Source organism: Roseateles aquae (assembly GCF_032337115.1).
Classification (GTDB): domain Bacteria; phylum Pseudomonadota; class Gammaproteobacteria; order Burkholderiales; family Burkholderiaceae_C; genus Roseateles_C; species Roseateles_C aquae.
Window position 1 is genome coordinate 225,350 of the sequence record NZ_JAVXZY010000007.1, and the last position, 17,168, is coordinate 242,517.

Below are 17,168 nucleotides of genomic sequence, written 5' to 3' on the forward strand. Positions count from 1 at the left end.
CGTGGCTCTGTGGCGTGTTGCTTCCTTCCGATCAGCGCGAGCCGCGCCTTACTTCTTGACCTGCAAGGCGCCCTTGGCGTTGACGTCCTTGACGCGCACCTCGGAGGCCTTCTTGAAGTCGGCCTCGTAGGCGTAGACGACGCGCTGGCCCTTGACCTCGCCGAACACCGGGATGTTGACGGTGATGGCCTCGTGGTCGGTCTTGGAGAAGGGCTTGTTGTAGCTCGTCACCACCCCGTCGACCGGCGCCTTCAGGTCTTCCAGCGCGGCCTTGACCTTGGGCCCTTCGGTGCTGCCGGCCTGCTTGATGGCGGCAGCAAGCAGATAAACCGAGTCATAGCCCTGCGCGGCCGATACCGGCGAATCAATGCGCGCATTCTTTGGGTTAAACGCCTTCAGATAGCTGATGATGAAGCTCTGGCGCTTGGGCGTTGTCGGTTCCTGGACGAAGGTCTGCGGCATCCGCGCGCCTTCGCCGCCGGGGCCGGCGTTGTCGATGAAGTTGGCCATCGACAGCGTCCAGCTGCCTATCATCGGCACCTTCCAGCCGAGCTTGGTCATGCCGTTGGCGATCTGCGCCAGCTCGGGGCCGATGCCGTAAGTCAGGATGGCCTCGGCGCCGGCCTCCTTGGCCTTGAGCAGCTGGGCCGTCATGTCGACGTCCTTGATGTTGAACTTCTCCACCGCCACCGGCTTGATGCCCTTCAGGTCCAGCGCCTTCTCCAGGTCGGCGCGGCCGAGCTGGCCGTAGTTGGTCGAGTCGGCCAGGATGGCCACCTTCTTGAAGCCGCGGCGGGTGATCGCTTCCTCGACGATCATCGGCGCCTGGATGCTGTCGTGCGCGGCGTTGCGGAAGATGTAGTTTTCCGGCTGGTCATCGAACTGGTGCGTCACCAGCGAGCCGGTGGCGACGTTGTTCATCACCGGAATCTTGGCCTGCTGGTAGAAGCGCTGCGAAGCCAGCGCAACGCCGGTGTTGATGAAGCCGACGGTGGCGGCAACGCGCTCCTTGTTGATCAGCTCCTGGGCGATCTGCACGCCGCGTTCGTTCTTGGCCTCATCGTCGCGCTCGATCAGCTGGATCTGCCGGCCCAGCACGCCGCCGGCCTTGTTGATCTCGTCAGCGGCCAGCCGCACGCCATCGCGCATCGACACGCCCATCGACGAGGAGCCGCCGGTGAAGGGGCCGGACACGCCGATCTTGATCGGTTCGGCAGCACCGGCCAGGCCGACGGTGGAGGCCCAGGCCAGGGCGACGACAGTGAGTTGGGTCTTGAACTTCATACGATGTCTCCAACAAAAATGAGGTCGCGCCTGTAGGCCGGCACGTTGTTACAGGCAGGTTGTACGGATTTGCGTGCGACTCGGCATCCGTAATACCCACAGCGCCGCGGCGCGGGCGGGCAGCGGCGAAGGCGGACTGTCGCCAGGGCGTCAATCGACGGCGGCGGCTTCAAGGCCAGCGCCGCTTTCGCTACACTGCGCGCCTTCTCCACATCACGCCACGTAGAACGACATGGATCAAGCCGCCTGAGATCGCCCGAAAGCCGGGCACCTGCCAGCACCTGCTGCCCCCGCCCCATCTCAGCGCGCCTGCGCCCGTCTGTCCATGTCTACCGTGCACCTCCAGGGCCTGACCCTGGCCCATGCCGGCGCTGCCGCGCCACTGTTCGAGAATTTCTCTGCCACCATCCACCCCGGCCAGCGCATCGCCATCGTCGGCGACAACGGCAGCGGCAAGTCCACGCTGCTGCGCCTGCTGGCCGGCGAGATCGCGCCCAGCAGTGGCCGGCTGCAGCGCCCCAGCGATTGGCACAGCGCCTACCTGCCGCAGCAGCTCGATGAGCCGGCCGGCTTGAGCGGCGGCGAACGTGTCTTGCAGCGGCTGCGCATGCTGCTTGCCGAAGCGCCCGACGCCCTGCTGCTGGACGAACCCGGCAATCACCTCGACGCCACGCACCGCCGCTGGCTGCTGCGCGAGCTCGCCTATTTCCCCGGCACGCTGCTCATGGTCACGCACGACCTGGCGCTCAGCGAGGCCTTGTGCGACACCGTCTGGGCACTGCAGCCTGGCGGTGCGCTGCGTGTCTTCCACGGCGCCTGGAGCGATCTGCTGGCCGAAGAGGCGCTGCAGCGCGAACGGCTGGCACGCCAGCTAGACGACTTGCAGCGCCAGCGCGAACAAACCCACCAGGCCTTGATGCAATCGCAGCGGCGTGCGGCGCAGGCGCGCGAGCACGGCGCCCGCAGCATCGAGCAACGCAAATGGGCCACCATTCGCTCGGCCACCAAACTCGGTCGCGGCAACAGCCATGGCGCCGACCAGCAGGCCCAGTTGCGCGCCCAACGCGCGGCGGTGCTGGACGAGCTGGCCGCGCTGCCGCGGCACGAGCCGCTGCAGCCACGCTTTCATCTGCAGCCCGGCAGTGTGCGCCAGGGCCGCGCGCTGCTGCAGATCAGCCAAGGCAGCCTGGCCTGGGCCGGCACCACGCCGCTGTTCGACGACCTGGCGCTGAGCCTGATGCCCGGCGAGCGCCTGGCCCTGGTGGGCGAGAACGGCAGCGGCAAGAGCAGCCTGGCACTGGCGCTGGCCACCACGCTGCCGCCCGGCCTGCAGCGTGGTGGCAGCTGGACGCTGCCCACGTCGGTGGCGCGGCTGGACCAGCAAGGGCAAGACCTGACCCCAGAGGCCACGGTGCTGGAGCAGCTCAGCCGCTGCGCACCGGACTGGCCGCTGCAGCAGCGCCGCCACCACCTGGCCGGCTTTCTGTTCCGCGAGCAGGCCGCGGTCGAGAGGCCGGTGCGCCTGCTCAGCGGCGGTGAGCGGATGCGGCTGTCGCTGGCCTGCCTGGCCGCCAGCGCCCCGGCACTGCTGATCCTCGACGAACCGAGCAACCATCTGGACCACCGCACCCGCCAGCATCTGATCGAGGTGCTGCGCGGCTATCCCGGCGCGCTGCTGCTGATCAGCCACGACGAGGCTCTGCTGAGCCGGCTCGGCATCACGCAGCGGCTGCAGCTGCGCCGCGGCGGCCTGGCCCCCGCGGTGAACTTGCCGCCCGGAGGCGGCTGACCGACACTCCCGTCGGGCCGATCAGCCCGCAGCTTCACTCACTGCTTCACCCACAGCTTTAACCCGCTAGGAGATACCCATGACCCCCAGCCTGAAGACGCTCACCCTGCTGCTTGCCCTTGGACTCGGTGCCGCCCATGCCGCCGACGATCATGGCGGCCCGGTGACGCCCAAGCCCTACGCGCCTGGCGTCACGCTGAGCAAGTCGGTCCAGGCCTCGATCACGCCGGAGCAGGCCATCAAGATCCTGCAGGCCGGCAATCAGCGCTTCGCCGCCGGCAAGTCGCTGAAGTACGACCACAAGCGCCATGTCCGCCAGACCGCACTGGGCCAGTTCCCCTTTGCCAGCGTGGTGGCCTGCATCGACTCGCGCTCGGCGCCCGAGCAGGTCTTCGACACCGGCGTGGGCGATATCTTCACCACCCGCGTCGCCGGCGCCACCGTCAATGAAGACATGGTCGGCAGCCTGGAGTACGCCGCCAAGGTGGCCGGCTCGCGCGCCATCGTCGTGCTCGGGCACACCAGCTGCGGCGCCATCAAGGGCGCTTGCGACGATGTGCAGATGGGCAATCTGACCGGCCTGCTGGCCAAGCTGAAGCCCGCCGTGGAAGCCACGTCGACACCGGGCGAGCGCAACTCCAAGAACCACCGCTTCGTCGAGGACGTCACCGAGATGAACGTCAAGCTCACCGTCGAGAAGATCCGCAGCATCAGCCCCATCCTGAAGGAGATGGAGGCGGCTGGCCAGATCAAGATCGTCGGCGCGGTGTACGACACCGCGACCGGGCAGGTGCACTGGCAGTAACGACTAGTCGCCCAGCTCGATCAGCGCTGCCAAGGGCTGCGCTTGCAGCGCTGCCGGCAGCGCGTAGTCGGCGATCACCAGCGCGCGCTGGCCGGCCTGGGCCTGTTGCGCCAACTGCTCGCAGAGCACGCGGATGGAGCGGGCATCGAGCGCGGCGAAGGGCATGTCGATCAGCGTCAGCGCCGCGCCGCTGAGCAAGGCACCGGCCAGGCCGACCTTGCGCCGGCTGCCCATCGAGTGCATGTACAGCGGCTTGGCCAGGTGCTCGTCCAGGCCCAAGGCAGTGAGCAGCGCCGGCTCGGCCGCGCGGTCCCAGCCGGCATGGCGGGCCCGCTGGGCGGCCAGCCAGGCGGCGGCCACGGTCTGCTGATCGGCCTCGTTGATGTCTTCATCCCACAGCGTTGCCGCCGTGCGCTGCAGGCGGCCGCTGCTGGGCGCCAGGCGGCCGGCCAGCAGGCGCAGAAGGCTGCTCTTGCCACGACCATCGCCACCGCGCACCAGGCTCAGGCCCGGCCCGATGGCAAAGCTGAGCGGGCCGAACAAGGGCGGTTGGCCGTCAAAGGCCAGGGTCAGCGCTTCGGCGCAGAGCAAGGGTGGCGGCAATATTGACAGCAGGCGCTTGTCGGGCATGTTCAAACGGATCGGGGGCGGCTGTTGCAGCCGCCATTCTCACCCGCTGATCTGCGTCTCGCGCATCGCCGGCGGGGCCGCCACCGGCGCACCCTCGGCGGTGAAGTCGGCCTTCTGCGCGGCCAAGGTGATCGGCCGTGCGGCGGCATCGGGTGGCGGCGGCGTTGGCGGCATCGGCGGGCCGGTCATCGCCGCCGGCTGCACCCAGGCATCAAAGTCCTCGGCCGACAGCAGGCCGCTGGCCAGCGCCGCCTCGCGCAGCGTCGTGCCCTGCGCCTGGGCGGCCTTGGCAATGGCGGCGGCGGCCTCGTAGCCCAGATGCGGCGTCAGTGCCGTCACCAGCATCAGCGAGCGCTGCAGCAGCACGGCGATGCGCGGCCGGTCCGCCTGCAGGCCCAGCACGCAGTGGCGGCTGAAGCTGGCCATCGCATCGCCCAGCAGGGTGATGCTGTCGAGCAGGTTCAGCGCAATCAGCGGCTTGCAGACATTCAGCTGCAGCTGGCCCTGCGCGGCGGCGATACCGATGGCCACGTCGTGACCCATCACCTGGGCGCAGACCATGGCCAGCGCCTCGACCTGGGTCGGGTTCACCTTGCCCGGCATGATGGAGCTGCCGGCCTCGTTCTGCGGCAGCAGCAGCTCGCCCAGTCCGGCGCGCGGGCCGCTGCCGAGCAGGCGGATGTCGTTGCCGATCTTGTTCAGGCTGATGGCCAGCTGGCGCAGCGCGGCGTGCACGGCGACCAGCGCCTCGTGCCCGGCCATCGCCGCAAACAGGTTTGGCGCCACCCGCCAGCGCACGCCGCTGCGCAGCGCCAGCCGGGCGCAGACCAGGCGGGCAAAGGCCGGATCGGTGTTCAGCCCGGTGCCCACCGCGGTGCCGCCCAGCGCCAGCCCATGCAGGCCGGCCAGGCTGCGCCGCAGCGCGCGATCCGCCAGGCCGAGTTGGGCGACAAAGGCGCTGAACTCCTGGCCCAGCGTCAGCGGCGTGGCGTCCTGCAGATGGGTGCGGCCGATCTTGACGATGCCGGCAAACTCGCGCGCCTTGCCGCGCAGCGCCAGGCGCAGCTGGGTCAGCGCGCGACGCAGCGGCCCACAGGCCTGCAGCACGGCGATGTGCATGGCGCTGGGCATTACATCGTTGGACGACTGGCCCCGATTGACCTCATCGTTCGGATGCACGGGTGGCGCCGACTTGTCGCGCCCCGCCAGCGCCGCTGAGGCCAGCCGGGCAATGACCTCGTTGACGTTCATATGCGACTGCGTGCCCGAGCCGGTCTGCCAGACCGAAAGCGGAAATTCGGCATCGAACTCGCCCTCTGCCACCCGGGCCGCAGCGGCCGCGATGGCAGCGGCCCGCTCGGCTGGCAGCAGCCCCAGCGCGGCATGCACCTCAGCGGCGGCGCGCTTGATCTCGGCCATCGCATGGATCAGCGCCAGCGGCATGCGCTGGGTGCCGATGGCGAAATGCTGCAGCGCGCGCTGCGTCTGTGCGCCCCACAGCGCCGTGGCGGGCAGCTCGATGGTGCCGAAGCCATCATGCTCGGTTCTCAGCGTCGGCTGGGCATCGGGGCCGGCCGGCAGGGGCTGGCGCGTGGCGGTTTTCGGGGTGTGGGGGCGCATGGCAACTCCGCGGGCGGGGAGCCCCAGGCTGCGCCAGAAGGCTCAGGCCTGTCGGTGCGGCGGCGCACGCCGGTCCTGCCACCACAGCCAGGCTTCGTCAGCCAGCTGCGCCAGCTGGCCGCCGCGCCCCTGCAGCGCACGGCGCCGCCGGGCCAGCAGCGCTTGCAGGATGAAGTCGCTGCTGGCGGCCGGATCGCCACCCGCGGGCGCCAGCTGCAGTGCGCAGACCGTCAGCCCCTGCTGGCGATGCTCGCGCTGCAGGGCAATGCAGGCGCTCCCGAACGCCTGCGCCTCGGCCGGCGGCAGGGCATTGGCCAGCTGCGCCAGCACGCCGCCCGGCGCCAGGGCCGGCAGCCAGGCACGGCTCAGTGCCAGGGCGCTCGCCTGACCCTCAGGGGGCAGACCGTAGGCATTGATCAGCATGTCCAGCTTGGCGTCGCCGGCGGCCTGTAACGCGGCAACATCCTCCGCGCTTGAAAGCCGTTGCAGCCGTGGATGCTCAGGCAGCTCGGCATCGCACTCGCCCACCAGCAGCAGCTCGGCCCCCTCGCGCAGCAAGGCCTGGCAGAGGGCCAACAGCCGGGCATCCCGCGGCACCGGCCCGGCGAGCAGCGCAACGTGTCGGCCAGCCAGGCTGCGCCCGGTGTGAACCTTGGGGCGGCGCAGCCGCGCCAGCACCGTCGGGCCGAGCAGCAGCACACCGAGCCAGAACGCGATCTCGCTGGCCACAAAGGCCGAGACCGACAGCCCCAGGCGTTGCGGCAGTTCCAGCGGCAGCGGCAACACAGGAATCACGAAGCTGGCGCCCCAAACCGGGAAGGACAGCGCCACCAGCAGCCAGCCCAGCCGTTGCAGGCCCCGCGAGGCCGGGCGATCAGCGCGCCTCATCACTGGCTTCCCGTAGATAGAGGTAGAGCGGCAGGGCCAGCGACACGCCAACGCCGAACAAGGCCAGCACGGGCAACCAGGGCCGGCGCAGCGGCCGGCGCCGCTGCTCATGCGCCATCATCGCCAGCAGTGCGATGCCCGACACCAGCACATCGGCCCAGGCAAAGGCCGCCACGGGCTGCTCGGCAATTGACGCCCAGAGCAGCTGCAAGGCCAGACCATGGCTGGCCAACCACGGCGCAAACAAGGCATAGGGCAGCACGGTGCCCGCCACGCAGAGCAGCAAATAGAGTTTTTTCACTCCTGGTTCTCCCTCGGCTGGAATTCTGTTCCTCTGGACCCGCATCCTCGCATGAGCAGATGTCAATCCACAGCCCCTGGGTAGGCAGCCCGTGCCGCTTCGGCGACACTGCTTCGGTGGCCAGCCCGCTGGCCGCTGCGGAGCCCCGATGGATGCGCCCTCCCAGACCCCCTACAGCCAGCAGCTGCGCGACGGCTTTCGCGCGCTGCGCTTTGGGCCGGCGCTGGAGGCCGAGTACCGCGCCTATTGCAGTCAGGGCCTGCTCACGCGCTTTCGCCTGACGGCCCTGCTGGCGCTGCTGGTCTGGCTGCTGTTTTGCGCCTCGGACTTTCTGCGCATCGGCTGGACGCCGGCGCCCGAGCTGCCGCAGGCCGTGCTTGAAGAGCTGCGCCTGGCCCGGCTGCTGGCCTTGGCGACCATGCTGGCCGCCACACTGTACGTGCAGTTCAGCGGCTCGGTCGAACGTGCGCAGCTGGCCATGCTGGCGATCGGCTATGCCGTGGCCACCGGTGCGGCCTATGGCATCTACTGCTACAAGCAGCTGCATCTTCCGCATGAAAGCAGCATGCTGGTGATCGCGATGATGGCGCTGTTCATCCCGATTGGCGCCCGCATGCGCTGGCATCTGGGCCTGGCACTGTCCTATATCGCCGCCGTGGTCTTGATGACGCTGCTGGCGCCCAACAAGGCGTTACGCATCGAAATGGCCGGCATCGTGATCGCGCTGCTGCTGGCCCTGGTGATCTGCACGCTGAGCGCCTACTGGCGCGAATACCTGCACCGCGAGCAATTCCTCTACCGCGGCGATGCCCAGTGGCTGGCGCTGCGTGACGAGATGACCGGCCTGTCCAACCGCCGCATGTTCAACCACCACCTGGACACGGTGATGCGCCAGGCCCAGCGCGAGGGGCAGCGCGTGGCCCTGCTCCTGCTGGACGTCGATCACTTCAAGCTCTACAACGACCGCTATGGCCATGCCGCCGGCGACCGCGCGCTGCAAACGGTGGCCGCGGTGCTGCAGTCCTTCGCACTGCGGCCGCTGGACCTGGCCGCCCGCCTCGGCGGCGAGGAAATGGCCCTGGTGCTGTACGACCCGCAGCCCAGCCACGCCGCCGAGGTCGCGCAGGCGCTGGTCGACGCGATTGCCGCGCGCCGGCTGCCACACGAGGCCTCGCCGGTCGCGCCGGTGCTGACGGTCAGCCTGGGCTGCGCCCTGCTGCGCAAGGACGACAACCCCGACCGCTTCTACCGCCGTGCCGACGCCCTGCTCTACCAGGCCAAGGGCAGCGGCCGCAATCGCTGCTGCGTGGATGGGGTGTTGCGGCCGGCTGCCTGAGCCTCAGTGCTCGCCACGCTCCCAGCTGAGCGCCAGCCGCACGGCCGTGTAGCTGCTGCGCTGCCCGCCGTTGGCGTCGGCACGTTCCTGCCCGGCCTCCAGGTACAACGTGGCCTGATCGGCGCAGCGCCAGGCCAGCATCAGGCTGCTGCGCTGCAGCGGTGCATAACGATCCAGGCCCGCGTCCAGCGCGAGCAGATTGGCACCTGGGCCGATCAGTGCCTGGCGCGCGCTGAGCCGCTCATGACGCAGCCCCGCTTCCCAGGCCGGCGCCAGCTGCCAGAGCGCCTGCAGCCAGCCGCCGCGGTTGCGCCCGCGGTAGCTGCCCTGGCCATTGCGCGATTGCAGATCGCCGCTTTCATTGCGCCACAGCAAGGCAGCGCTGACGCTGAGCGGCAGCGGCGCTGAGCGCCATTGCGCGCTCAAGCCGCGCAGCCGCGCATCACCATCAAAGCAGACCACCTGATTCAGTGCCGTATCACAGGCCGGTGCCTGATGGCTGTGCGCGCCGCTGCTGCTGATGAAGCGGCTGCCGCGGCTGCGCACCTGGATGTCGGCGGCAAAGGCGTCCAAAGCCCAGTCTCCCCAGGCGCCGTCGCCACTCAGGCCCAGATGCAGGCTGGGTGCCACCGGGCTGTCCTGGCCGGCCGGGAACATGCGGCCGGGCACGCCACGGCCCGACCACAGGCCCAGATCGGCGCGCCAGTCCAAGCCGGCCAGCGGCAGCTGCAGACTGGCCTGCAGGCCGTCGGCAATCCAGTCGCCATCGGTCTGCGCCGCCTTGGCCAGCGGCATCAGGCCGAAGCGATCCAGATGCCCGGCCGGGCCGATCACCGGCCCTTGAGCCGGCGACTGCCGGCCCAGCGCCAGCGACCAGGCCAGCGCGCCACGCTGCTGCTGCCAGCGCAGCGAGGCGGCTTCCAGATGGCTGGGGTCGCGGCCATGCGCGCCCACGGCCAGTTCGGCGCTCCAGGCCGGATTGAAGCGCCAGCCCGCCGCCAGCACGCCGTGCTCGAGCTGGCCGCCGCGCTGGTCGACGCCCGGATCGCCGCGCATCAGCAGGCCCGGCAGGCCTTGCGAGGGCAGCAGCTCGCTCGCATTCAGCTGGGCGAGCACCACTTGCGCGCGCAGCCGGCCGCCGGCCGTGTCCGGCACCACGGCATGCTCGTCATCATGGGCTTGCGCGCCGCTGCTGAGACTCAGCAGTGCGGCCAGCAGCAGGGAGGGGAGTCGGCTATTTCGGGAATGGATCGGCATGGCGGGGCGAGGTCAGGAATTCCTCGTCGGTCAGGGTGCGGAGGAAGGCGACGATGTCGGCCTTGTCCTGCTCGCTCAGATTGATCTGGGCGACCAGGGCGCTCTTGTTGGGGTGCTGGCGGCCATCGCCGGCATGGGGGCCGCTCACGATATTGCGGCCACCGGCGGCGTAGAAGTCCAGCACCGCCTCCAGCGAGGGGATGGAGCCATCGTGCATATAGGGTGCGGTCTTGGCCACATTGCGCAGGCTGGGCGCGCGGAAGCGGCCCATATCGCTGGCCTCGCCGCTCAGCTCGAAGAGGCCGCGGTTGGGCGCCGGGAAGGCGCCGGTGCCGCCGATGTTGTAGAGCCCGGTGTTGTGAAACGGTATCTCCAGCACCCGGGTGTTGGCGTGCACGACCTGGTCGTTGAAGTTGAAGCTGCCATGGCAATGGAAGCACTCGGCCTTCTCGCCGAAGAACAGGCGCTGGCCGCGCTGCTCCTGCTCGCTGAGCGTGGTCTTGCCCTGCAGCGCCTGGTCGTAGCGGCTGTTGGCCGAGATCAGCGAGCGCTGGAAGCTGGCCACCGCCTTGGTGATATGGGGCCAGCTGATTGCATCGGCGTTGCCCGGAAAGGCAGCCGCAAACTTGGCCTGGTAGAGCGGCAGATCCTTGATCCGTTGCAGCACCTCCAGTTTGTTCGCATCGTTGATGCCCATCTCGACCGGATTGCTGCCGAACACCGGCACCGGGAACTGCTGCTCCAGGCTGGTGACCGACTTGTTGGCCCAGGTCAGCGTCGGGCTGTAGGCGATATTGGCCAGATGCTGGGCGCTGCGCGGGTGCATCTCACCGGTCGAGCCGATGGCTTGGGCGCGGCCGTCGGTGAAGGCCAGCGCCTGCTGGTGGCAGCTGGCACAGGCCATCGTGCCGTTGCCGGAGAGCCGCCGGTCATAGAACAGGAAGCGGCCGAGGTCGACCTTCTCGACCGACATCGGGTTGTCCTCGGGCACCTTGGGCGTCGGGAAATAGCTGGGCAGCTGCCACTGCCAGTTGCTGCCCGGTGGCGCCGGCGGTGTGGTGTCCACCACCGTGACGCCGCCGCTGCCACCGCCGCAGCCGCTCAGCAGCAGGGCGGTGGCCAAGGGCAGCCAGGCCAGCAAATTTGCGTGCTTGGCTGACATGGGCTTACTTCGCAATGGCGCGGAACACCGATTGCGCCGTGGCCGCCTGGCCGCCGGTGGCCAGATCGAGACCGAACTTGCCGAAGAGGGCCGGGCAGTCCAGATCCGAGGTGGCCGACATGCAGCCGACCGCGTCGTTCTGGTTCTTGCGGATGTCGGAGCCACTGAACAGGCTGCCCAGGTCGATGGCGACCTGCTGCGTGCTCAGATTGAAGGGAATGCTGAACTGCGCCAGGTTCTTCTTGGCGCAGCTGTCGGTGCCATCGCCAGGGCCGGTGCAGTTGGTCGAGGCCAGGTGCAGGAAGTAGGTTGAGACGATCGAACTGCCGCCGCCCGAGGGTGTGCTGACGCCGCCGACCGGGTTCAGCTCGATCTTGGCGAACTTGCGACCGGCCTGCCAGGACCAGCCCATCGCCATCAGATCCAGCGGTGCCTTGGCGCTCATCACATCGGAATGGCTGAGCTTCTCCGGCACGCCGACGGTGGCCTTCAGCTGCGTGTAGGTGCCGGCCGGCACCGTGCCCTTGATGACGGCATTGGTGGCCGCCGTACCTTCGGCCGCGCAGGCGCCCTTGCCGTTTTCCAGATCGATCAGCACCACCTTGTCGTTGCCGCTGGTCAGCTGCCATTCATTGGCGGCCAGCGTCACCGGCACGGTCTCGCCCTTGTCATTGACCAGGGCGATGTCGGTCAGGTAGACGCGCAGATCGGCCAGCTGGGCATCGGTGGCCGTGCTGCCCTGGCCCTTGACGCCGGACTCGCAAGTGACCGGCGTGTTGGCATTGTTGGCGACGGCGATGAAGGGAATGCTGATGTCGATCGGCGCTGGAGCAGGGGCTGGAGCCGGGGCCGGTGCCGGGGCCGGCGCGGGCGCGGGCGCATCGCTGCCGCCGCCGCAGGCGGCCAGGGCGAGCGCCAGCGGCGCCAGCAGTTGATAGGGCTTGGGGGCTTGAATGTGGCTCATGTCAGTGTTCTCAAAAACGTGGGTGATGGGGCCGCCTGCAGTGGCGACCCCGTGAGGGTTTAGCCGGCCGGTGGAAGTTCGCCCGTGCCAAGTGCCGCCGCGCTGTCGGGCGGCAAGTCATCGGCCAGGCCGGCGGCGACGGCGATGGCGTCATCGGGCGGCAGCAGCGCGGCGCCGAGCAGGGTTTCGGCCGGTGCGGGCGCAGGCGTCGGTGCCGGCGTGGGGGCAGGCGTGGGCGCGGGCGTCACGACATCGTCGGAGCCGCCGCAGCCGCTCAAGACGCCGGCGCAGGCCAGCAACAGTGCGCCCATCGGCGCCCGTGGGGGCAGCGTCGGCCGTGGGGTGAGGCGCGCGGCCATCAGTACTTCACCCAGATGGTGTCGGTCGCGGTGATCACGCCGCCGGCCTTGCTGCCGAGATCGCTATAGGCCGTGTCCTTGGCGGCCAGGGCGCTGATCTTGGCCGCCGTGTTCGGGTTGGCGCTGTAGCCCGACTTGCCGACCCAGACAATGGCCGCGTCACCAAAATAACTCTTCAGCTTGCCAGCCAGCGTGTTGCTGCCGGTGGTGGTGAAGTCGGCCACCGTCGAAGCATCGACGCTGAACTTGTTGAAGCCCTTGCGCTTGTCCGGGAAGACGATGATGGTCGGCGAATTGGCGCTGCCCCAGTCCATCACATAGTCGACGCCATTGCTCTTGCAGGTCTGCACGGTGCGGAACTGGTACTTCTTGATCGCCACATCGGCGGCCGAGGCGGCGGCCGGGAACTTCAGGCGCACGCTGATCTTGTAGAGCTGGTTGTCAGCCGTGGCGGCGTTCTGCTCGCCCGCGCCGCTGGACTTGCGCACCCAGCTCAGCTTGACGTTGCCATCAGCATCGGCGGCACTGATGCTGACGGTGCCGAACAGCCCATCCATCGCTGGGCGCAGCGAGGCCACGGTGGTGGCCGAGACGATGGCTGCGGGAATCGTCACCTCGATCTTGCTGGTGTCCAGATTGGCGCCGCTGAAGCTTGGCACGCTCTCGGCCGCGGTGCAGCCATGCGGAATGTTGAAGAGGATTTCGCTGGTGGTGTTGGCAATGCCAAAGGTGGCCTGGCCACCGACGCTGATGGGCGTGGTGACATTGCTGATGCCGACATGGGCGCCGGCTTGGGCGGCAGCGAGGCAGGCGGCGAGTGCCAGGGCGCTGCGGAAGGGCGTGAGCTTGTTCATCGTGTTGAAAATCTGAAATGCGTGAAAAAAAGGAATGCGCGCAGGCGCAAGCCGCCGGGCCGATCTGCCGGCGAGCACGGTGCAGCTGCTTGTGGGGAAGAGGCCCTCAGGCCTGGGCAGGCGGGCCGCGTGGCCGGCTGCGCGGCCACGGCGTGAGCCGCGCCGGGTCTGCGCTGCGGGCCACCATGGCCGGCCGCGGTGTTGCGGATCTGATCGCCAGGCTCGGCGCCCGCACGGGCAGCGGGCTGGCTTCATGCAGCAGGCAGCATTGCGCGCAGCGCTCGCCGGCTGCCACCAAGCCCTCATTGCCAGTGGCCGTGGCGGCCAGCGCCGGCGTGGCCGAGCAGACGCCAAGCGCCAGCATGTCGGCCTGGTAGTGGCGCAGCCCATGCACTTGCAGGGCCAGCAGCGCCAGCATCAAGAACCAGGCGCCCAGGCGCGGCCAGGCCGCGCGACGGGGGCGCTGCGGCGGTGAGCTGGCGGGCCGGGTGCTCATGGTGATTTCAGCGTCGGGCAGTCAGGCTCAGTGCTGATGGCCGTCGGGTGCGGCCGGGGCGGCCGCTGCGCCTGCATTGAGCGCCCGCACCTCGGCCTTCACCTCGACGGTCTGGCGCTTGCCGGCCTTGTCTTCGAACACCAGGCTCAGTGGCACGCTGTCGCCCGGCTTCAGCTGGGTCTTCAGGTCCAGCAGCATCACGTGGTAGCCGCCTGGCTTCAGCTCCACCGTCTTGCCGGCGGGCAGGGCCAAGGTGGCGATCTGGCGCATCTTCATCACGTCCTTGTCCATGGCCATCTCGTGCAGCTCGACGACCGGTGTCAGCGCCGAACTGATGGCCACCAGCTTGCCGTCCTCGCCAGCCGTCAGCTGCATGAAGGCGCCGGTGGCCTTTTGCTGCGCCACGGTGGCGCGCACCCAGGCGTCCTTGACGCTGACTTGGGCTTGAGCTGCGCTGCTGCCAACGATGATCGAAAGTGTGAGCAGGGCTGGGGTGAACTTCAGCATGGATGGGCCCGGTAGGTGAGGGGTTGAGCGAAGGCGAGTTGACAGGCGCAGGGCCGGTCTTCGTGTTGGATGGTCGCGGCGGCGCCGGTCAGCGTGAGGGCAGCGCCGGCCGCTGCAGCCAGTGCGGCCAGCACGCCCGCCATGGCGTGCCAGGCGGAATCGAACTCGCTCCAATAGAGCGCCGAATCAGCGGCCGGCATCACGGCGCCACCCCGGCGTGGCGGAGCCACCAGGTGGCCAGCGCCAGCAACGCGCCGATATTGAGATGAGTCATCGCGCGCAGTGCGCGTTCGATCGAGAACATGGGCTGAACTCCTGAAGCCCCGGCGGGGCTCAGGCCGCCCCGGGGTCGACAACGAAACATCGGCCGGGCCAGCGCTTGGCAGCGCTGTCTCAGCCGTCGTCGAGCTTCAGGCCTTCAGCGGGGGTGCGCGCGGCTGGGCACTGGCCCAGGCGAACAGGGTTCGCGGCGCGAGCAGGAAGAGCTCGGGAACTTCAGCGCCGCCGCTGAGCAACAGCGGGCTGGCACCGGCCGCCGGGGGCAGGCCCAGCGCCGTGCTGTGCGTGGCGCAATAGGGGCAGTGCTTCAGGCCGTGCAGGCCAGCGTCATCAGAGGCCGGCTGCCCGGCATCGGCCGTGTCCGCCCTTGCATCGACCGTCTTGACCAGCTTGGCGCCGGTCACGGTGCAGATTTCCGTCCAGCCGCCGGGCACATCGCGCTGCAGCGCATGCGACAGCGCCGGCGCGAGCGCAGCCAACAGGATCGCCAAGGAGGCGATCCAGGAGACCAGGTGCTTGAGCCGGCGGCGGAAGAACATGGGCGGCATTCTAGGGCCAGCCAAGCCAGCGGCCGAGCCCGGTCGCGGTCCAAGTCGCTCGATCTTCTTTGGGGCGTCCTGGCCCGACGCCACGGTGCCATGCCAGCTGCAGTGGCAAGCCCCGGCGCTGTTGCCGCTGCTGATGCTGTAATCACCCCATCATGGTCAAGCCCGCCCCCTCTCGCCCTGCCCCGGCCAGCTTCAAGTTCCGCATCCGCGTCACTGCCGGCGAGGTGATCGCCATCGGCCCGGGCAAGATCGCGCTGCTCGAAGCGCTGGCCGAGACGCGCTCGATCACCGCGGCGGCCAAGGCCCAGGGCATGTCCTACCGCCGCGCCTGGCTGCTGATCGACGAGCTGAACCAGGCGCTGCGCGAACCGGCGGTGCGCTCGGCCAGCGGCGGCGCGCAGGGCGGTGGCAGCGAGCTGACCGAGTTCGGCCAGCAGCTGATCGCGCTGTACCGCGCCATCGAGGCCCAGGCCCAGGCGGCCTGCAAGACCGAGATCCGCCAACTGCTGAAGATGCTGGCGCCGCCCTGAGCCAGCCGCCACCGTTATGCACTGCGGTATATTGCGCTGACTGTGGGCGCATGGGAGGCGCAAGCAGCACTGCCACGAGGATGAACGCTTGACCCGCCTGCACCGCTCCGCCCTGGCCCTCCGCCTGCTGATCACCAGCCTGCTCGCGCTCAGCAGCATGGCCAGCAGCGCCGCCGAGCTGACCGTCTCCGCTGCCGCCAGCCTGAGCAATGCCTTCAAGGAGATGGCGCCCGCCTTCGAGGCCGCGCATCCGGGCCACAAGCTGCTGCTGAACTTCGCCGCTTCCGATGCGCTGCTGGCGCAGATCAGCAAGGGCGCGCCGGTCGATGTGTTCGCCTCGGCCGACCAGGAGACCATGGACAAGGCCGAAGCGCAGAAACTGTTGCAGCCAGGCACGCGGCGCCATTTCGCCGCCAACAGTCTGGTGCTGGTCACGCCGGCCGAGGGCGGCCTGGCGTTGAAGAGCCTGGCCGAGCTGGCCCGCCCCGAGGTCAAGCGCATCGCGCTGGGCAAGCCAGAAGGCGTGCCAGCGGGACGTTATGCCAAGGGCGCGCTGGCGGCGGCCCGGCTGTGGCCGGTGGTCGAGGCCAAGGCGGTCTATGCGATCAATGTGCGTCAGGCGCTGGACTATGTGGCACGGGGCGAGGTCGAGGCCGGCTTTGTCTATGGCAGCGACGCCACGGCGCAAAAGGACAAGGTGCGCGTGCTGTTCGCCGTGCCGACCGAGACGCCGATCCGCTATCCGGTGGCCGCCATTGCCGGCAGCGCCCGGGCCGAGCTGGCCGGCCAGTTCATCGCCTACCTGCTCTCGCCGGCCGGCCAGGTGGTGTTGGCGCGCCATGGTTTTCTGAAGCCCTGAAGGCACTGCGGCATGGAGGGAGCCTGGGTCGCGCTGGCGCTGTCGCTGAAAGTGGCCGGCTGGGCCACGGCGCTGAACCTGCTGCTGGGCAGCGCAGCCGGCCTGGCGCTGGCGCGCTGGCGCTTTGCCGGCCGCGAGCTGCTGGATGCGATCCTGACCCTGCCCATGGTGCTGCCGCCCACGGTGCTGGGCTACTACCTGCTGGTGCTGATCGGCCGGCGCGGCTGGCTGGGCGGCTGGCTGCATGAGCAGTTCGGCATCCACCTGATCTTCACTTGGCAGGGTGCGGTGATCGCCGCCACCATCGTCGCCTTCCCGCTGGTGATGAAGTCGGCCCGCGCCGCGTTTGAGGGCGTCGATCCGCAGCTGGAACAGGCCGGCCGCGTGCTCGGCCTGGGCGAGGCGGCGCTGTTCTTTCGCGTCACGCTGCCACTGGCCTGGCGCGGCATCCTCGCCGGTCTGCTGCTGGCCTTTGCCCGCGCGCTGGGCGAATTTGGCGCCACGCTGATGGTGGCCGGCAGCATCCCGGGCCAGACGCAGACGCTGTCCATCGCCGTCTACGAGGCGGTGCAGGCCGGCCAGGACGACACGGCCCAGCTGCTGGTGCTGATCGTCTCGGCCAGCTGCATCGCCGTGCTCCTGGCCGCCGGCCGGCTGGCGCCGCAGCGGCGCGGGCAGTGAGCGGCCGAATGAGGCAGCA

Annotated in this window: 20 protein-coding genes; 6 read left to right on the forward strand and 14 right to left on the reverse strand. The window is 69.3% G+C overall.

The annotated features are described in order from the left end of the window. Nucleotides 1-48: 48 nt before the first annotated feature. Complete coding sequence (locus RQP53_RS17350; protein WP_315651936.1) at nt 49-1,284, reverse strand: ABC transporter substrate-binding protein; 1,236 nt, start codon at nt 1,282-1,284, stop codon at nt 49-51. A 325-nt stretch (nt 1,285-1,609) separates the two neighbouring features. On the opposite strand from RQP53_RS17350, the gene RQP53_RS17355 reads away from it, so the two are divergent. After that, on the forward strand, nt 1,610-3,073 hold the full coding sequence (locus RQP53_RS17355) for an ABC-F family ATP-binding cassette domain-containing protein (RefSeq protein ID WP_315651937.1): 1,464 nt from the start codon (nt 1,610-1,612) through the stop codon (nt 3,071-3,073). Between the two features lie 79 nt (nt 3,074-3,152). After that, nucleotides 3,153-3,878 carry a carbonic anhydrase family protein gene (locus RQP53_RS17360; RefSeq protein WP_315651938.1) on the forward strand — a complete coding sequence of 242 codons (726 nt, stop codon included), beginning with the start codon at nt 3,153-3,155 and terminating at the stop codon, nt 3,876-3,878. 3 nt (nt 3,879-3,881) lie between these two features. Here RQP53_RS17360 and RQP53_RS17365 read toward each other — a convergent pair whose 3' ends face one another. The 4 genes from RQP53_RS17365 to RQP53_RS17380 are packed head-to-tail and all read right to left on the reverse strand — an operon-like array spanning nt 3,882 to nt 7,317. After that, complete coding sequence (locus RQP53_RS17365; RefSeq protein ID WP_315651939.1) at nt 3,882-4,508, reverse strand: ABC transporter ATP-binding protein; 627 nt, start codon at nt 4,506-4,508, stop codon at nt 3,882-3,884. Between the two features lie 39 nt (nt 4,509-4,547). After that, nucleotides 4,548-6,128: a class II fumarate hydratase gene (locus RQP53_RS17370; RefSeq protein ID WP_315651940.1), complete on the reverse strand. Its 1,581-nt coding sequence runs from the start codon at nt 6,126-6,128 to the stop codon at nt 4,548-4,550. A 42-nt stretch (nt 6,129-6,170) separates the two neighbouring features. After that, the gene (locus RQP53_RS17375) at nt 6,171-7,016 is read right to left on the reverse strand and encodes a hypothetical protein (RefSeq protein WP_315651941.1); all 846 of its coding nucleotides are present in this window, start codon (nt 7,014-7,016) and stop codon (nt 6,171-6,173) included. Beyond that, a complete protein-coding gene (locus RQP53_RS17380; RefSeq protein WP_315651942.1) occupies nt 7,003-7,317 on the reverse strand; it encodes a DUF2834 domain-containing protein in 315 nt (104 codons plus the stop codon). The genes RQP53_RS17375 and RQP53_RS17380 overlap by 14 nt, the downstream gene beginning before the upstream one ends. Before the next feature lie 148 nt (nt 7,318-7,465). On the opposite strand from RQP53_RS17380, the gene RQP53_RS17385 reads away from it, so the two are divergent. Next, the gene (locus RQP53_RS17385; RefSeq protein WP_315651943.1) at nt 7,466-8,653 is read left to right on the forward strand and encodes a GGDEF domain-containing protein; all 1,188 of its coding nucleotides are present in this window, start codon (nt 7,466-7,468) and stop codon (nt 8,651-8,653) included. A 3-nt stretch (nt 8,654-8,656) separates the two neighbouring features. Here RQP53_RS17385 and RQP53_RS17390 read toward each other — a convergent pair whose 3' ends face one another. The 9 genes from RQP53_RS17390 to RQP53_RS17430 all read right to left on the reverse strand — a co-directional run bounded on the left by RQP53_RS17390 (nt 8,657) and on the right by RQP53_RS17430 (nt 15,070). Further along, the gene (locus RQP53_RS17390) at nt 8,657-9,910 is read right to left on the reverse strand and encodes a hypothetical protein (protein ID WP_315651944.1); all 1,254 of its coding nucleotides are present in this window, start codon (nt 9,908-9,910) and stop codon (nt 8,657-8,659) included. Next, the gene (locus RQP53_RS17395; protein WP_315651945.1) at nt 9,888-11,072 is read right to left on the reverse strand and encodes a methanobactin export MATE transporter MbnM; all 1,185 of its coding nucleotides are present in this window, start codon (nt 11,070-11,072) and stop codon (nt 9,888-9,890) included. Before RQP53_RS17395 ends, RQP53_RS17390 begins: the two co-directional genes overlap by 23 nt. Nucleotides 11,073-11,076: 4 nt before the next feature. Continuing rightward, nucleotides 11,077-12,036 carry an MbnP family copper-binding protein gene (locus tag RQP53_RS17400; RefSeq protein ID WP_315651946.1) on the reverse strand — a complete coding sequence of 320 codons (960 nt, stop codon included), beginning with the start codon at nt 12,034-12,036 and terminating at the stop codon, nt 11,077-11,079. Nucleotides 12,037-12,095: 59 nt separating this feature from the next. After that, nucleotides 12,096-12,395 carry a hypothetical protein gene (locus RQP53_RS17405; protein WP_315651947.1) on the reverse strand — a complete coding sequence of 100 codons (300 nt, stop codon included), beginning with the start codon at nt 12,393-12,395 and terminating at the stop codon, nt 12,096-12,098. Beyond that, complete coding sequence (locus RQP53_RS17410; protein ID WP_315651948.1) at nt 12,395-13,249, reverse strand: hypothetical protein; 855 nt, start codon at nt 13,247-13,249, stop codon at nt 12,395-12,397. Before RQP53_RS17410 ends, RQP53_RS17405 begins: the two co-directional genes overlap by 1 nt. 106 nt (nt 13,250-13,355) lie before the next feature. Next, the gene (locus RQP53_RS17415) at nt 13,356-13,745 is read right to left on the reverse strand and encodes a hypothetical protein (RefSeq protein ID WP_315651949.1); all 390 of its coding nucleotides are present in this window, start codon (nt 13,743-13,745) and stop codon (nt 13,356-13,358) included. Nucleotides 13,746-13,772: 27 nt separating this feature from the next. Further along, nucleotides 13,773-14,252 carry a copper chaperone PCu(A)C gene (locus RQP53_RS17420; protein ID WP_315651950.1) on the reverse strand — a complete coding sequence of 160 codons (480 nt, stop codon included), beginning with the start codon at nt 14,250-14,252 and terminating at the stop codon, nt 13,773-13,775. Beyond that, the gene (locus RQP53_RS17425) at nt 14,246-14,452 is read right to left on the reverse strand and encodes a hypothetical protein (protein WP_315651951.1); all 207 of its coding nucleotides are present in this window, start codon (nt 14,450-14,452) and stop codon (nt 14,246-14,248) included. Before RQP53_RS17425 ends, RQP53_RS17420 begins: the two co-directional genes overlap by 7 nt. Nucleotides 14,453-14,662: 210 nt before the next feature. Continuing rightward, nucleotides 14,663-15,070 (reverse strand): DUF2946 domain-containing protein, encoded by a 408-nt coding sequence (locus tag RQP53_RS17430; protein WP_315651952.1) that lies wholly within the window; start codon nt 15,068-15,070, stop codon nt 14,663-14,665. 161 nt (nt 15,071-15,231) lie between these two features. Here RQP53_RS17430 and RQP53_RS17435 point away from each other — a divergent pair, with 161 nt between their 5' ends. The 3 genes from RQP53_RS17435 (at nt 15,232) to modB (ending at nt 17,149) form a co-directional block, all read left to right on the forward strand. After that, nucleotides 15,232-15,609 (forward strand): winged helix-turn-helix domain-containing protein, encoded by a 378-nt coding sequence (locus RQP53_RS17435; protein WP_315651953.1) that lies wholly within the window; start codon nt 15,232-15,234, stop codon nt 15,607-15,609. A gap of 88 nt (nt 15,610-15,697) precedes the next feature. Further along, nucleotides 15,698-16,468: a molybdate ABC transporter substrate-binding protein gene (modA, locus tag RQP53_RS17440; protein WP_434064112.1), complete on the forward strand. Its 771-nt coding sequence runs from the start codon at nt 15,698-15,700 to the stop codon at nt 16,466-16,468. A 12-nt stretch (nt 16,469-16,480) separates the two neighbouring features. After that, nucleotides 16,481-17,149, forward strand: coding sequence for a molybdate ABC transporter permease subunit (gene modB / locus RQP53_RS17445; RefSeq protein WP_315651954.1), 669 nt, complete (start codon nt 16,481-16,483; stop codon nt 17,147-17,149). The last annotated feature ends 19 nt before the right edge of the window (nt 17,150-17,168 follow it).

Coding starts and splice junctions, on each gene's coding strand:
- RQP53_RS17350 (WP_315651936.1), bottom strand. CDS start 1,284: ATGAAGTTCAAGACCCAACTCACTGTCGTCGCCCTGGCCTGGGCCTCC.
- RQP53_RS17355 (WP_315651937.1), top strand. CDS start 1,610: ATGTCTACCGTGCACCTCCAGGGCCTGACCCTGGCCCATGCCGGCGCT.
- RQP53_RS17360 (WP_315651938.1), top strand. CDS start 3,153: ATGACCCCCAGCCTGAAGACGCTCACCCTGCTGCTTGCCCTTGGACTC.
- RQP53_RS17365 (WP_315651939.1), bottom strand. CDS start 4,508: ATGCCCGACAAGCGCCTGCTGTCAATATTGCCGCCACCCTTGCTCTGC.
- RQP53_RS17370 (WP_315651940.1), bottom strand. CDS start 6,128: ATGCGCCCCCACACCCCGAAAACCGCCACGCGCCAGCCCCTGCCGGCC.
- RQP53_RS17375 (WP_315651941.1), bottom strand. CDS start 7,016: ATGAGGCGCGCTGATCGCCCGGCCTCGCGGGGCCTGCAACGGCTGGGC.
- RQP53_RS17385 (WP_315651943.1), top strand. CDS start 7,466: ATGGATGCGCCCTCCCAGACCCCCTACAGCCAGCAGCTGCGCGACGGC.
- RQP53_RS17390 (WP_315651944.1), bottom strand. CDS start 9,910: ATGCCGATCCATTCCCGAAATAGCCGACTCCCCTCCCTGCTGCTGGCC.
- RQP53_RS17395 (WP_315651945.1), bottom strand. CDS start 11,072: ATGTCAGCCAAGCACGCAAATTTGCTGGCCTGGCTGCCCTTGGCCACC.
- RQP53_RS17400 (WP_315651946.1), bottom strand. CDS start 12,036: ATGAGCCACATTCAAGCCCCCAAGCCCTATCAACTGCTGGCGCCGCTG.
- RQP53_RS17405 (WP_315651947.1), bottom strand. CDS start 12,395: ATGGCCGCGCGCCTCACCCCACGGCCGACGCTGCCCCCACGGGCGCCG.
- RQP53_RS17410 (WP_315651948.1), bottom strand. CDS start 13,249: ATGAACAAGCTCACGCCCTTCCGCAGCGCCCTGGCACTCGCCGCCTGC.
- RQP53_RS17415 (WP_315651949.1), bottom strand. CDS start 13,745: ATGAGCACCCGGCCCGCCAGCTCACCGCCGCAGCGCCCCCGTCGCGCG.
- RQP53_RS17420 (WP_315651950.1), bottom strand. CDS start 14,252: ATGCTGAAGTTCACCCCAGCCCTGCTCACACTTTCGATCATCGTTGGC.
- RQP53_RS17425 (WP_315651951.1), bottom strand. CDS start 14,452: ATGCCGGCCGCTGATTCGGCGCTCTATTGGAGCGAGTTCGATTCCGCC.
- RQP53_RS17430 (WP_315651952.1), bottom strand. CDS start 15,070: ATGTTCTTCCGCCGCCGGCTCAAGCACCTGGTCTCCTGGATCGCCTCC.
- RQP53_RS17435 (WP_315651953.1), top strand. CDS start 15,232: ATGGTCAAGCCCGCCCCCTCTCGCCCTGCCCCGGCCAGCTTCAAGTTC.
- modB (WP_315651954.1), top strand. CDS start 16,481: ATGGAGGGAGCCTGGGTCGCGCTGGCGCTGTCGCTGAAAGTGGCCGGC.